The sequence below is a fragment of the Paraburkholderia azotifigens genome (genome assembly GCF_007995085.1).
GTDB lineage: Bacteria > Pseudomonadota > Gammaproteobacteria > Burkholderiales > Burkholderiaceae > Paraburkholderia > Paraburkholderia azotifigens.
On record NZ_VOQS01000005.1, the window covers coordinates 582,588 to 595,961 of the forward strand.

Sequence of the window (13,374 nt, forward strand, 5' to 3'; positions counted from 1 at the left end):
GACATCATGCGTACGATGAGCAAAGCAAAACAGAAAGGATCGGTCGCGGTGATCACAGCGGTGAGCCTCGTGTCGCTGCTTGGATTCGCGGCGCTGGCAATCGATATCGGCAACCTGATGGTTTCTCGAAACCAGTTGCAGAACGCAGCGGACGCCGCTGCGCTCGCGGGTGCGCCGTGTCTGTATCAGCGTGCTCAGTGCTCCAACACGACGGCAACTGCCCCCGACTGGACGACGGCAACGCAGAAGGCATCGAGCTTCGCGACGGCGGCGACCTCGAACGCGGTGCAGGCAACAGCGATCAAGGCCGTCCAGACCGACTCGGGTTACTGGAACATCACGGGCAGCCCCGGTACGCTGCAGACAGTGCCCTTTACGCCGGGCACGAACGACTTGCCGGCTATTCGGGTGACGATCCAGAAGGCGGCAGGCAATGCGAACGGCGCCGTTTCTACCTATCTGGCAGGCATCCTGGGCGTGTCGTCGCTCTCGGCGAGTGCGACGGCGATAGCGGCCGTGTCGAGACCCGGCTATGTCGGGCCCCATGGACTCTTTCCCATCGCGGTGTCGAAGTGCCTCTACGACAACTACTGGAATTCGTCGACGAACTCTCCGGCACTGGCCACCAGCACTGCGCCGATCAGCGGACAGACGGCGCCCCAGACACCCAATACACCCTATGTTTTCCAGATCGCATCGAGCTACAAGGCGAATGGATGCGACGGCGGGCAATGGACAACCCTCACAAGCCAGCAGAACGACGTGACCTTCGTACGAGGACTGATCGCAGGAGGGAATACCGACACGCTCGGTATCGGCACGCAGCCCGGCACATACATCCAGCCTGGCGAAAAGAACACCCTCTACACGAGCGTCGATAACTGCAGTGCCGACGGCGACCGCTCATGCGAGTACGAGACAGTCCCCGTCGTGAACGATGTGTCGACGGGATATCAACAGGTCGTGGCGTTTGCGTGTCTGCACGTACTCTCGGCGACAAATGGCTCTACGCCGTATATCCTGGTGCAGATGAGCAATCAGCCGGACAAGTGTCAGGCGGTCAACTCGGGCGGCGCCGGGCCGAACTATGGGTCGATTACGCCGCCGCGTCTGGTTCAGTGATTTACCCGTTAAAGAACGAACAGCTTGTACATAACCATTGTAGTCATCGTCTGCATTTCGATCCTCTGCTTTATGTGGAACGAGACGAGGTTTCGCAAGGAGCGCGGGCGCGCCCGCCTGGACGACGACCAGCGAAAGGCCAGGATCGCACGACAAAAGCAGCAACGCGATTGATCTATGAGCTGAAGACCGTCGCATCGGCCTCCGCGATATGCCGCGCGATAGCCGCGTTGACTTCTTCGGCATGCGTAACCGGCCCCATGTGTCCCGCACCGTCGATCACGGCGAGACGGGCCGCCGGCATCAGCATCGGCAGCCGCTCGGCGATTGCGCGCGTTGGAACAGGCGCATGCTGGCCGCGCAGAATCAGTGCAGGGACATGCAGTGCGGCGTACGCATGCGCCGGCGTACGCTCTTCGAGCAATGCGCGGAAATCGAGCGGCGCTTTCGGCGCCCAGCGCGTGAGCGCGGCCTGTATGGAGGGCCGCAGCGCGTCCCATGCGCCCGCGCCACCCCAATAATCGACGAAAGAAGCCGCCGCACCTCGGTAGTCGCCGCAACTGACGCCATCGGCGGTGCGCTTCGAAATCGCGATGATTTCCGCGAGTGCATGCGCGCCATACGAGCCCATCGTCTTGAGCAGGTGAAACGCCGACGGCTCGTAAAGCGTCAGACTGGCAATACGCTTCGGCCGCTCGAGCGCTGCACGCAACGCGACGCCGCCGCCATACGAATGGCCGACGAGATGGACCTTGCCGCTCGATGCGTCGATGATGCCGACTGTCCTCGCGGCCTCGTCAGCAAGCGTGAATGCCCGCTCGCCGCTCCATGGGCCCGTGCTCTCGCAGCCATAATGCTCGGGTGCGACGAGCGCGTGGCGCGACCCCAGTACGTCGCCGAGCTTTCGCCATTGCGCGGCTCCCGAGCCGGAGCAATGCAGTGCGATGACGGGCGCTGCGGATGAGAAGGCTTGCGATGCGGCAGTGGTATTCATCTCGTTCATGGACTTCATCCATCGGGCGGTCGGTACTTCAGGTCCGTTGATCGATCATGAGACCGATTACGAATCGGCGTGAACGCGGTAAGCGTGCAGAGTCCGTGCCATACAACGTCGAGCCTTGTGTGGCGGACCTCTCTGGTGTCTGCGGCGGTGTCCGTCGGCTGAAACGCAGGTGCACAGCCGACAGACTCGCGGTTCGACGTTGGGTGTCGGCAAACACGTCGAACTGCCTCCGACTGCATTCACCGCCGCTCCACCACAACTTCGAGATACTCGCTCGGCAGGACAAGTGTCGCGTCGTTCGACCGGTTCCTGTCCTCGATCAATGTCATCAGATCGGCGCGGAATGCCGTCTGCCGTTCGCCTTCGAGTGCGGCGAAGGCCTTGTTCATCGGCCCGTAGTATGTGCGGAACACGTCGATGAAATGGGCCGGCGAGCGGTAACGGAACGTGAAATCGCGGCTGGCCGCCGTGATCTTCCGCGCATTGCGTTCGAACAGTTCGTCGATGCGCCCCTTTGTGCCCCAGAGTGCTGGCGACTTGACCCCTGACGGCGGCGGAATGTACTTGCCGATCGTTTTGAACAGCTGCCCGATGAAACTCTCCGGCGTCCAGTTGGCGAGCCCGATGCGACCGCCCGGTTTGCAGACACGCGCAAGTTCAGCCGCCGCTTTGTCCTGGTCGGGGGTGAACATCACGCCGAAGGTCGACATCACGATATCGAATGAAGCGTCCGCGTAGGGCAGAGCTTCAGCGTCCGCCTCCTGAAACTGCACCGGGAGTCCTTCAGCTTCTGCACGCACACGGCCCGAATCGAGCAGCGATGCGACGTAGTCAGTCGACATGACGTCGCAATAGCGGCGCGCGGCAGCGAGCGTCGCATTGCCGTTGCCTGCCGCCACATCGAGCACGCGACTGCCGGCGCGCACATCGAGCGCTTCGCAGAGGTTCTCGCCGACGATCTGCAACGTGGTGCCAACGACAGCGTAGTCGCCTGTCGACCAGGCTGCCTGTTGACGGGCCTTGAGCGCGGCGAAGTCTGTAGCGGGTGACAAAGCGGAATCTACTGCGGACATGGAGGACTCCAGAAAGGAGGGCAGCGCTACGCCAATGCGTGATTGCACTGCGTCTGTTGGCGCCGCGAATGTCGTGGTTCGCATGCCCGCGCGGCGATCGGGCCATGCAAATATTTGGACGCTCGATGAGCGGAATTGCGTGAGTACGAGTATCTTCACGCCGTCCGTCTTGAGGAATGACCAGGCGTCCAGAAGTTCTGCGCAAGACGCCGGAACTGCTGAGCGCATACGCAACGCGGCTTTTCGGGGAGTGCTACAAGAAAAACGAAAACGGGACCCATGGTCCCGTTGAAATCAAGGCTGCAAGGCGATGTCCGCGATGCCGTAACGAAACGCTATACGGCACTGGTACTGTGATGCTGCATGAGTCTTTCATCGATGACGACGGTATTCGCCATGCGATCATGCAAAGCTTGTCTCTTTTGGTTAAAGATGATCCACAAAAAGCCCGCGCCTAATGTTCCGAAGGTGAGCAGGTAGCCGACTGTGCGCAATGCGGCTTGCTTGACAGTCATTGACCGTCCGGAGTCTGCGTCGACGATTCGAATGCGAACCGCTCGCTTTCCAGGCGACGTACCCCAGGTTGCCCACATTACGCCAGTGATCAGTATCGGGATGCACTGACCGACTAGCAGCCAGAAAACAATAGTCGAAGTAAAGGCCTCCGGATTGGCGAGGATGTCGTCGGTCGATGGGCCAAGAGGAATGAACAAGACGATGACTGTCCACCAGATCGAATCGATAAAGAGAGCACGGGCGCGCTGCGAATAGGTCGCGTAGGACATTAGGAATGTTGCGGAGTGGGAGGTTGCCTGACTTGCTCTCGTGCAGAAATCGACCTTAGTCGAAATCAACTGCACCGCTGCGATAAAGCTCTGTTATCCGGCGAATCTGTTCGGGCAGCACCCGGCCGCGCGATAGCGGAGGAATGTCGTCAACGGAAAAGAACCCGGCGTTATCTGTCTCCGTGCCGCTGACCTTTCCGGCTTTTTCGATAACGCCCAAAAACACGAGTTTCCAGATGTGAAAGGGTGAAGCGGGGTGACTGTGCCTGTTCATGTCCCACACGGCCAGTAGCCGCTCGATGCGTACCGTGTAGCCACTTTCTTCGAGTACTTCTTTCACTGCATTTTCAGCTGGCGAGAGACCCACGTCGGCCCAGCCGCCGGGAAGCGACCAGAGGCCGTCCGCAATCTCGCGAACAAGCAGTATTCGACCGGCCTCGTCGAAGACCGCACATCGGACGTCCAGTTTCGGATTGGCATAACCGGACTCGAACTCGAACAGTTCGGCCACCCTGGCTGTATCCAGCGACGCGGCTTCGGCAATTTGCCGATGCGCGATCTTCGCGATTTCGTCGTAGCGCTCCCTGTCGAAGGCGGTCGTCGCGTAGTGCAGTCCCGTCTGCGCCAGGGCGAGCAGGCGACGAGCCTGTTCAAGACGTGTTCGCGCTGCCTGGCTCGTTGTGGGTTCGGTCATTTGACGTTCATTGCAAGCGGGCCTTGCGGATGACTGCCTGGGTACGTGGACTCTCCGATGCACCCTGCGCTTATTGCGACGCTAGTGCCTCCAGGCGAGCGCGGGCGGTTTCATCGGGATGCATACAGTGATACGCGTCGAATAGCTGCGAGCATAGCTGCGCGAGGTCCGCGAGATTCACCGCCTGGTCCGGGTATTCGACTTCTCTCGCATTGAGTATGTCGTCGAGCACGGGAGCAAGACGACGCAATCGCCGGAATGTCTCTAGATCAAGTTCCATATCAGTTCCTGTGGCCGCGCAAATCGCGGCTCATCCTGCTGACGGATTGGCACGACTTCGCTCGCGCGTCACGTCCGTGCTGAAAATCGCAGACCGCATAGCGAACGGTCCGCGCATCCGACACGCTAGCATTTCCATAAATCGCGCGCAGAGCGCGGCCTCGATCGGCTGCAGCTCGTAAGACTCCCATTCGGTGCCTGTGTTCCGTGATTTTGCGCAACGCACAATTATCTTAAACAATTATGTCAACATTCTTAGGCTGACGATGATTGCGTAACGGTTTGCGCCAGGACGTGCGGGCGTCAGGCCGGGCGCGATGCAAGACGTTTCGGCGCGTCTGTTCCCGCTGTGTTGTGCGTCGCACATCAGTCCAATTGTTAAATATCACAGAAAGGGTATACGCTTACGCAACTTCCCCATTGGAGGCCTATCCTCGTGTCTACTCTCCTTGACCAGGACGGACTCGTTGCTACATGGTGCCGTGTGAACGCCGGCGTTGAACCGGGCGCCCCGGCTTGTACCGAACTCGATGCATCCGGCGAAGCGGTGCCGCATCCGCATCCTTCGGCCCGGCGGCAGATTGTGATGACCGACATCTATTGCCAGATTGCGGAGCAAATTGGCCACGTTGCGGCCATGTCGGTGGCAGTGACGACCCGTACGTTCGGCATCCGCGTACCTGACGTCGTGTGGATGCCGCCTGAGAAGTGGGAAGGCGTCGACCGGGAAAAAGGGCCTCTCCCATTCGTTCCGGATCTGTGTGTCGAAGTGCTCCTCGACAGAATCCCGCAAGATATCGAACGCAGAGTCAGCGGCTACCTGGACGGCGGTGCCCGCGAGGTCATCGTGGTGGGGCAACGCGGCGAACTGCAATTCTGCGGCGCTAACGGAACGCGGCAAGCCTCGGCGTTCGGAATCGTTCTGTCGCTCGAGCCAATGTACTTCGATGTGTAGCACGGTCTTCCACTGCACGCGTTCGCGTACAGTCTGATATCGCGTCACGCCAGGCGGCTTATCGCCGCCTTGTCTGCCATTACCCCAACGTCGCGATCACTTCCCCTGGCGGCGATCACACAACGCTGTGACGGTTAAAGGTGCGCAAAAACCTGTCGTTAACGGAGGAGGGTGAGTCATTGGCCGCCCAGCCTCCGCAATCGTCCTCTGAGGCGATACGGTTGCCACCATTACAAACTAACCGAGGGACACACCATGCAGTTCAAGGGCACTTTCATCGCGCTGTCGTTTGCATCACTTCTCGTCATGGGCGGCTGCGCGTCCGTGCCGATGGGCGATCCCCAGCTCGATGCCACGCTGAAGACCTTCAATACGCCACATGACAAAGCATCCGTCTACGTGTATCGCAACGAGAGCATCGGCGGCGCCGTGAAGATGGACGTTTCGCTCGACGGCAAGCCGATCGGCAAGACGGCTGCGAAGACCTATCTGTACGAAGAGGTCGCACCGGGCCATCATCAATTGCTGTCCGAGGCGGAGAACAACTCCACGCTGGACTTCGACGCGGTTGCAGGCAAGACCTATTACGTGTGGCAGGAAGTCAAGATGGGCATCATGTATGCGCGCAACAAGCTCCAGCTCGTCGACGACCAAACCGGTCAGGCAGGCGTGAAGGAATCGAAGCTGACTGTGCCGGCGACGACTGCGCATTAAGAAAGCAAGCGTGATACCGGGCGATCCCGTCGCATGGCGCGGATCGCCCCTGGTCTGCGAAAAACCTTCAGCAGACGCCCCACGAACTCGCTACTGCGGCAGCGCTGCCAACGCGATCTCAGCGGCGCTTTGCAGCTGCTCGACATGCCAGCACTTGTCCATCAGCGCGCGGGTTCTCTCCGGTGACAAGATCCCGTCAGCGAGATCCGAGAACTTCTTCTCCAGCTGTTGATCCGTCATTGGCACTTCGGTGCTGCCGATTGCATGCTGAATGAACTTGTGCAGCTTACGGCCATCCTTGAGCGTGATCGTCATATCGACCTGCTCAGGCTTGATAGCCGGGTCCACGATCGGGTTCACCTTCTCACGCAACGCGACGGTAACGGGATCGCGCACCTTGGCGTCGCTGAACTGCTTCTCGCCAGCAGCACCGTCAATGATGGCAATGGCCACCGCGTGATAAATGCTGAATTTCCCTTCGAGGCCAATCTGCGGTGTCTTCTTGCCCGTCAGTTCGATCACGAGGGGATGCACGCGCAAATCGATGTGTTCGATCTGCTCAGGCTGCAGATGATATTGATTGCGAAGCTGGATCGCCGCATCAATGGCCGGGTGAATGACGATACCGCACGCGAACGGCTTGTACGTATTCAGCGTCGATTCGTAATGCTGGCCCAGACCTTCCGTAATCTCGCGATAGTCCTGCTTCGTGCTGATGGTGTTGGCCCAGCCGCGCTTCGCTTCGATCATGCCATCCGAACTCGTGTAGTCCTTGCCCGCGAGCAGTGCGGCAAAGATGCCGTTGGCAGCCGCGCGTCCCGGGTTGAAGCTCTTGTTCATCGAACCGAACGATTCGCGTAGACCCACCGGTTGCGACGCGGCGAGCCCCAATGCCCACACCATCTGCTCGACGCTCAGGCCCATCAGCTTGCCCGTCGCTGCCGCCGATCCGAATACGCCGCATGTTCCCGTGATGTGCCAGCCGACATCGTAGTGATTCGGATAAACGGAATTGCCGATGCGCAGTTCCGTTTCGATACCGAGCACCAATGCGTTCAGGAAGTCCTTGCCTGACACGGGATGGTATTGCGAGAACGCCAGAATCGCCGATACAACGGGGCCGGCGGGATGAATGATCGTCTTCAGGTGCGTATCGTCGTAGTCGAAGATATGGCTGCTGACGCCGTTGATGAACGCCGCATTCATGATGTCGAACCGCTCCGTGCGGCCCAGCAGATTTGCCTGCGGCGGCCCTGAGAACGGGCTGAGCGCCGCCACAGCGCGATTCACCGTCTCGTCGTGCGAGCCGCCCACAGCCACGCCGACCCAGTTCAGCAGCGTGCGTACGCCTTCCTTGCGCGCGGGCGCAGGCAGGTCCTGATAGCCCGTCTTCACGATGAATTCCGCGAGGATGCGCGTGACCCTCGGCGGACGCGCGTTGACGCTGCCGGCGGCGCTCGATGCCGAAGCCGCCTTCGCGGCATCGGGCGATTGCGCGTACACGGTCGTGCCGCTGGCCGCTGCGGCAAATGCGCCGGCGGCACCCGTTTTCAGAAAGCGGCGGCGATCGATGACGGACATGTATGTCTCCTTCTGTTTGATTGTGTGGTCGTTGCTAAACTGCCTGGGTGCATTCAAAGTGTCGACACTAAACGCAAATCGTAGCCGATAGTCGCTCTCTGGCGCAATGTTTGGTTCGAAAATGTGTACACTTTGCGGTATTGGTCGATAGAGCGGAAAGCCTTGCCGCTGCGGGCCGCGAGTGGGCGGTTTGATAGAATCGCCAGCACCGGCCGGTTCAGCCGGGCCCAATCAGGAACACTTGCGATGCACGAAAATGTCGACAGAAGCACGCTCGATGCAGACAGCGAAGCATCGGCCGGCGAAGCATCGGCCGTGGCGGAAATCGTCGACTGGGTGGCGCGCGGGATCATCGAAGGGCGTCTGCTGCCTGGCCACGACCTGAACTCGGTCGATCTCGCGAAACGGTTCAACGTCAGCCGCACGCCCGTGCGCGAAGCGCTGTTCGTGCTGACCCGCGAGGGTCTCGTGGACTGGGCGCCGCGGCGGCGCCCGCGCGTCTCGGTCGTCAAGCTGAAAGAGGTGCGTGAGATCTATCAACTGCGCGCGATCCTGTACGCGCAGGTTTCCACGGCCATCGCCGAGCGTGCGACGCAGGCCGACATCGACGCCTTGTGGCAAGCGCATCGACGCCTTGCCGAGGTGGCGGAGCAAGGCGATGTCGACGGCTATTTCTGGGCGAACGTAGCGTTTCGCGACGAGGAACTGCGCGTCTGCGGCAATGCCATCTTCAAGGAAGTACTCGACTCGATGCGCATGCGCACGAATCGACTGCGCCGCCTGAGCACGTCGCTGCCGGGGCGTTTGCAGCGGTCCTGCGCGGATCATCAGCGCTTGTGCGAGGCCTATTCGGAACGGGACGGCGTGCTGGCGGCAGCACTGAACCGTTCGATCGTGTTGAGCGCACTGCAGGCGATCGAACAGGCGTGGGAAGAAGTGTCCGTCGGCGCCGATCCGGGGGGCGAGGGCGGCGCCGCGCAGGCTTCCTGAGCCCGCCGTCGCGCTCCGTGTTACCGGGCGTCCTGCTGCAGGTACTTGTGGGCGAACGCGATCGCCATGCTGCCTTCGCCGACAGCCGACGCGACGCGCTTGACGGGACTCAGTCTCACGTCGCCACAGGCAAACACACCGGGAACACTCGATTCGAGCAGGTACGGATCCCGGCTATGGGACCAGCGTCCCGTTTTCACCACGTCCTCCCCGGTCAGGACGTATCCGCGGGCATCGCGCGCGATTTCCGCCGGCAGCCACCCGGTCTCCGCATCGGCGCCGATGAACACGAACAATCCGCCGCAGTCGTGTCGAGTCTCCTCGGCACTGAGTCCATTGCGTATGTCGATCGCCGTCAGATGGGTATCGCCATGTGCGCCGACGACTTCCGAGCGCAGTTGCACCGCCACATTCGACTTCCCGCGCAGCTGTTCGATCAGATAGCGAGACATGCTCTTCTCGAGCGAATCGCCTCGCAAGACGAGCGTCACCATGCGCGCATGATTGGCAAAGTACAACGCGGCCTGGCCGGCCGAGTTACCACCGCCAATCAGATAGACGTCGAGTCCATGCGTCGCGCCCGCTTCGCTGCGCGACGCGCCGTAGTAGATGCCTTTGCCGATGAACCGGTCGAAGCCGTCGATTGCCAGGTGGCGCCACGTGACGCCCGTCGCCAGAATGATCGTTCGCGCGTGGATCACGTCGCCTTCGTCGAGATGAACGTTACGCCCGCCGACGTCGATCCGCGCCACCGATCGCGTCACCAGAATCTCGGCCCCCAGACGCCTTGCCTGCTGCAGTGCACGGCTCGCGAGTTCGTCGCCCGACACGCCGTTCGGAAAGCCGAGATAGTTCTCGATGCGCGAGGACGTTCCCGCCTGTCCGCCTGGCGCTTCGCGCTCTACGACGATCGTGCGCAAGCCTTCCGACGCGCCATACACTGCCGCAGCGAGACCGGCAGGCCCGCCGCCGATGATCAACGTGTCGTATCCGGCAAGCCTCGGCTGCGTCTGCAAACCCAGCAGCCGTGCGAGTTCGCGTGTCGCGGGCCGGTTCAGCACCGTCCCGTCGGCCAGCCGCAGGGCAGGACAGTCTTCCTCTGACGGACAAGGGCCGGGCCAGCGCGCCGGCAGTTCGGAGGCATCGGGCGTCATCCAGTCGCAACTGATCTGGTTGCGGGCGAGAAACTGGCGCAGCGCCGTACACGCGTTGTCCCAGCGATTGCCCACCATGGTGACGCGAGGCTTCGGCGGCTCGGCAGAGAGGCCCTGCAGCCCGCCGATCCGCTCGCGCGCGAGCGCGCCCATCTTCAACGCAATTTCCGGCGACGAAGCGGCGAGCGTGTAGTAACGCTGGGCGTCCACGCGCATCACGCGCGACGCCTCTGCCGCCCGATAGGCGCCGGGAAACGGAGAACTCAGCGCGAGCGGCACTTCGCCGAAAATCGTTCCGGGCAGCCGCCAGCCCAATGTGCGCTCGATACCGTCGAACGTCTTGATGACTTCCATCTTGCCCGCGAGAACGGCATACAGCGCGCGCTCTCCACCTTCATGAACCGCGAATTCGCCCGCGCACAGGCGCAGGTCCGCGGACGTGTGCGCGAGATGTTCCAGTTCGGAATCGGAGAGCGTCGAGAAGAGTGGAATCGCCCGGATGTCGTCGATGGTGAGCATGGCTTCGTCCAGACAGGTGAGTGACGGGAGGGTCGGGCCGCGGGTATCCGGGTCGTCTGTGTGCCCGGCAGGCACTGTGGACCACTGTGGACCACAGACAGACGAGCCAAGTATAGGATCTGCGGCCGCAAATGTTCATCTACGGGTGCCCGTTCGCCGGTGCAGCCACGGTGCCCGCGCTGACGGCCGTCTCGTTCAACCCAGCCAGCGCGAGTCGGGCCAGTGCCCCTGTTCGAACGAGCCGCCAGGCGACCGCACCCGTGCGCTGCGTGGTCGGTGCGCTGATGGACTGTGTGAAGGCGACGCTGGGCGCGGCCAGCACGATGGTGCGCTGCAGTCCCGGCGGTGCCAGCGGCGCGGCGCACAACACGCCGCGCTCGACTTCCTCCTTCACGCACACGGCCGGGAGAATCGTCCAGCCATGACCTTGCGCGACCATTCATCCCGCCCAGGTGGCGAGTAGCCGCGCGACAGTCGCCCCCGGAGTCGCCCCCGCAGTCGCCTCCGCAGTCGCCCCCGCAGTCGACCGATCACGCACGTTGGTTTCAGCAGCACCTTGATCGAATCCAGCGAATTCGCGATCCTGATCGCCTCGTCCCATTCTTCGAGCGAGAAGCCGTGCGTGACGATGCCTTTCGACGTGACGAGCCCGCGCGCGAGCAGATCGATTGCAACCGGATAGCAGTAAGGGCCGAGATGCGCGCCGCGCACGTCGAGTTCCTTGCGGTCGCCGATGATCGACCAGTCCGTCGTCGTATCGCTGCCGAACACCGAGAACTCCACGAAGCGCCCGAGCTTCCTGATGAGGTCGAGCCCTTGCGTGACGCCCGACGGCGAGCCGGTCGTCTCGATGTGCACGTCGCAGCCATACTGATCCGTCAACGACTTCACGATCGCAAGCGCATCGTCTTGCTGCGGATTGATCGTGACGTCCGCGCCGTATTCGCGCGTCAGCGCGAGACGGTCGTCTACGAGATCGATGACGACGAGCTTTTTCGGCGTCTCCAGATGCGCGACCCGCACCATCATCAAGCCCAGCGGCCCGGCGCCCGCAATCACGACCGCGTCGTCCAGCTGGATATCGCCGCGGTTCACGGTGTGAATCGCGCACGCCAGCGGCTTGATGATGGCGGCATCTTCCAGCGACACGCCCGAATGACGGGTGCCTTGACCCACGGGTTCGGACCGCCCGAGAACATCTTCGCGCCCGACCAGCATTTGCAGTCGCTCGCGCAGATGCCGCAGGCGGCGATGCGTATCACGCGTTCGTTGCGCCCGGCGCGCGGCCGCGCGACCTGCTCGGCGCGATAATCCTTCGGTGCGCGGCAGGCGATCGCCGTCATCTGCGACGCTGCATGTTCAGTGGCGCTCATGATCGACCTCGCGCTGGTCGTATTGCGAGTCTGTCGGGGCGAAGCGCACAGGCGCTGCGCCCGCCTGCCTATTCCTGCTCCATCACGATCTGCACCTTGACGTCGGTCGGCTTGCCGCTCGCGGCTTCCTCGAAAGCCTTGATGCCGTCCGCGAAGGCGAACGAGCGCGAGATGAACGGCTTGACGTCGATGCGGCCCGACGCGATCAACTGGATCGCGCGCGGGAAAATATTCGCGTAGCGGAACACGGACTCGATGCGCGCTTCCTTGATCTGCAGCGCGACGACATCGAGCGGCACGGGATGCTGCGGCATGCCGACCAGCACGAGGCAGCCGCCGGGGCAGAGCAGATCGACGATGCCGTCGAACGCCTTCTCGCTGCCGCTCGCTTCGAACACGATGTTGGCGCCCCAGCCGTCCGTCACGCGCTTCACGACGTCGCGCACAGGCGTTTCGCGGATATTCACGGCCGTCACGCCCGGCGTGCCGCCGATCAGCTCGAGCTTCTCCGGCACCATGTCGCAGACGATCACGCGGCTGCAACCGCCCGCGAGCGCCGCGAGCGCGCACATCATGCCGATCGTGCCCGCGCCCATCACGACGGCGACATCGCCCGGCTTGATGGCCGCCTTCTTCGCGGCCTGCAGCCCGATCGACAACGGCTCGACGATCGCGCCTTCGGCAAAGCTCACATTGTCCGGCAGCTTGTAGGTGAACGCGGCGGGATGGACCACGAACGGCGCGAGGCAGCCGTGCACGGGCGGCGTGGCCCAGAAGCGCACCTTCGGATCGAGGTTGTAGTAGCCCTCGCGCGATGCACGCGACTCCATGTCGGGCACGCCGGGCTCCATGCAGACCCGGTCGCCGGGTTTCAGATGCTGCACCTCGTCTCCCGTCTGCACGACGGTGCCCGCCGCTTCATGGCCGAGCACCATCGGCTCGTTGACGACGAATGGCCCGATGCGTCCATGCTGATAGTAGTGGATGTCGCTGCCGCAGATGCCGACCGTATGGATGCGGATGCGCACGTCGCGCGGGCCGACCGTCTGCGGCAGGCTGAACGGCCGCAGGCTGATGCGTTGTGTGCCTTCGAGTACCAGTGCGTCCATCTTCATTCCTTTTGCAAGAGATG

General features: G+C 62.2%; 13 protein-coding genes and 1 pseudogene. 4 read left to right on the forward strand and 10 right to left on the reverse strand.

Annotated elements, in window-relative coordinates:
- Window positions 1–15 precede the first annotated feature (15 nt).
- Complete coding sequence (locus FRZ40_RS34455; protein ID WP_240057424.1) at window positions 16–1,122, forward strand: TadG family pilus assembly protein; 1,107 nt, start codon at window positions 16–18, stop codon at window positions 1,120–1,122.
- Between the two features lie 175 nt (window positions 1,123–1,297).
- Here FRZ40_RS34455 and FRZ40_RS34460 read toward each other — a convergent pair whose 3' ends face one another.
- The 5 genes from FRZ40_RS34460 to FRZ40_RS34480 all read right to left on the reverse strand — a co-directional run bounded on the left by FRZ40_RS34460 (window position 1,298) and on the right by FRZ40_RS34480 (window position 4,957).
- Window positions 1,298–2,116, reverse strand: coding sequence for an alpha/beta fold hydrolase (locus tag FRZ40_RS34460; RefSeq protein WP_147238495.1), 819 nt, complete (start codon window positions 2,114–2,116; stop codon window positions 1,298–1,300).
- A gap of 248 nt (window positions 2,117–2,364) precedes the next feature.
- Window positions 2,365–3,198, reverse strand: a complete 834-nt coding sequence (locus FRZ40_RS34465) for a class I SAM-dependent methyltransferase (protein WP_028370998.1) — start codon at window positions 3,196–3,198, stop codon at window positions 2,365–2,367.
- A gap of 335 nt (window positions 3,199–3,533) precedes the next feature.
- Window positions 3,534–3,983 (reverse strand): RDD family protein, encoded by a 450-nt coding sequence (locus FRZ40_RS34470; protein WP_147237184.1) that lies wholly within the window; start codon window positions 3,981–3,983, stop codon window positions 3,534–3,536.
- 55 nt (window positions 3,984–4,038) lie between these two features.
- The gene (locus tag FRZ40_RS34475; RefSeq protein WP_147237185.1) at window positions 4,039–4,677 is read right to left on the reverse strand and encodes an NUDIX hydrolase; all 639 of its coding nucleotides are present in this window, start codon (window positions 4,675–4,677) and stop codon (window positions 4,039–4,041) included.
- Between the two features lie 70 nt (window positions 4,678–4,747).
- Window positions 4,748–4,957, reverse strand: coding sequence for a hypothetical protein (locus tag FRZ40_RS34480; protein WP_028370995.1), 210 nt, complete (start codon window positions 4,955–4,957; stop codon window positions 4,748–4,750).
- A 483-nt stretch (window positions 4,958–5,440) separates the two neighbouring features.
- Between FRZ40_RS34480 and FRZ40_RS34485 the strand changes: the two genes are divergently transcribed.
- Complete coding sequence (locus tag FRZ40_RS34485) at window positions 5,441–5,911, forward strand: Uma2 family endonuclease (protein WP_231516386.1); 471 nt, start codon at window positions 5,441–5,443, stop codon at window positions 5,909–5,911.
- Window positions 5,912–6,166: 255 nt separating this feature from the next.
- Window positions 6,167–6,625, forward strand: a complete 459-nt coding sequence (locus FRZ40_RS34490) for a DUF2846 domain-containing protein (RefSeq protein WP_035543623.1) — start codon at window positions 6,167–6,169, stop codon at window positions 6,623–6,625.
- A 90-nt stretch (window positions 6,626–6,715) separates the two neighbouring features.
- On the opposite strand, the gene FRZ40_RS34495 is transcribed toward FRZ40_RS34490, so the two are convergent.
- Window positions 6,716–8,206, reverse strand: coding sequence for an MmgE/PrpD family protein (locus FRZ40_RS34495; RefSeq protein ID WP_028370242.1), 1,491 nt, complete (start codon window positions 8,204–8,206; stop codon window positions 6,716–6,718).
- A 246-nt stretch (window positions 8,207–8,452) separates the two neighbouring features.
- Here FRZ40_RS34495 and FRZ40_RS34500 point away from each other — a divergent pair, with 246 nt between their 5' ends.
- Window positions 8,453–9,196, forward strand: coding sequence for a GntR family transcriptional regulator (locus FRZ40_RS34500; RefSeq protein WP_147237186.1), 744 nt, complete (start codon window positions 8,453–8,455; stop codon window positions 9,194–9,196).
- Between the two features lie 20 nt (window positions 9,197–9,216).
- Here FRZ40_RS34500 and FRZ40_RS34505 read toward each other — a convergent pair whose 3' ends face one another.
- From FRZ40_RS34505 to FRZ40_RS34520, 4 genes and pseudogenes are all read right to left on the reverse strand, one after another.
- Entirely contained in the window at window positions 9,217–10,869 is a 1,653-nt protein-coding gene (locus tag FRZ40_RS34505; protein WP_028370244.1) for an FAD-dependent oxidoreductase, read from the reverse strand.
- 139 nt (window positions 10,870–11,008) lie between these two features.
- A complete protein-coding gene (locus FRZ40_RS44580; RefSeq protein WP_167528723.1) occupies window positions 11,009–11,263 on the reverse strand; it encodes a hypothetical protein in 255 nt (84 codons plus the stop codon).
- A gap of 146 nt (window positions 11,264–11,409) precedes the next feature.
- Window positions 11,410–12,242, reverse strand: a pseudogene (locus tag FRZ40_RS34515) (zinc-binding dehydrogenase); the annotation flags it as partial.
- Window positions 12,243–12,310: 68 nt separating this feature from the next.
- Window positions 12,311–13,351 (reverse strand): NAD(P)-dependent alcohol dehydrogenase, encoded by a 1,041-nt coding sequence (locus tag FRZ40_RS34520; RefSeq protein ID WP_028370246.1) that lies wholly within the window; start codon window positions 13,349–13,351, stop codon window positions 12,311–12,313.
- Window positions 13,352–13,374 lie beyond the last annotated feature (23 nt).

Bases quoted from the DNA above. Each gene is read 5' to 3' on its own strand.
- FRZ40_RS34455 (WP_240057424.1), top strand. From the start codon at position 16: ATGAGCAAAGCAAAACAGAAAGGATCGGTCGCGGTGATCACAGCGGTG.
- FRZ40_RS34460 (WP_147238495.1), bottom strand. From the start codon at position 2,116: ATGAATACCACTGCCGCATCGCAAGCCTTCTCATCCGCAGCGCCCGTC.
- FRZ40_RS34465 (WP_028370998.1), bottom strand. From the start codon at position 3,198: ATGTCCGCAGTAGATTCCGCTTTGTCACCCGCTACAGACTTCGCCGCG.
- FRZ40_RS34470 (WP_147237184.1), bottom strand. From the start codon at position 3,983: ATGTCCTACGCGACCTATTCGCAGCGCGCCCGTGCTCTCTTTATCGAT.
- FRZ40_RS34475 (WP_147237185.1), bottom strand. From the start codon at position 4,677: ATGACCGAACCCACAACGAGCCAGGCAGCGCGAACACGTCTTGAACAG.
- FRZ40_RS34480 (WP_028370995.1), bottom strand. From the start codon at position 4,957: ATGGAACTTGATCTAGAGACATTCCGGCGATTGCGTCGTCTTGCTCCC.
- FRZ40_RS34490 (WP_035543623.1), top strand. From the start codon at position 6,167: ATGCAGTTCAAGGGCACTTTCATCGCGCTGTCGTTTGCATCACTTCTC.
- FRZ40_RS34495 (WP_028370242.1), bottom strand. From the start codon at position 8,206: ATGTCCGTCATCGATCGCCGCCGCTTTCTGAAAACGGGTGCCGCCGGC.
- FRZ40_RS34500 (WP_147237186.1), top strand. From the start codon at position 8,453: ATGCACGAAAATGTCGACAGAAGCACGCTCGATGCAGACAGCGAAGCA.
- FRZ40_RS34505 (WP_028370244.1), bottom strand. From the start codon at position 10,869: ATGCTCACCATCGACGACATCCGGGCGATTCCACTCTTCTCGACGCTC.
- FRZ40_RS34520 (WP_028370246.1), bottom strand. From the start codon at position 13,351: ATGGACGCACTGGTACTCGAAGGCACACAACGCATCAGCCTGCGGCCG.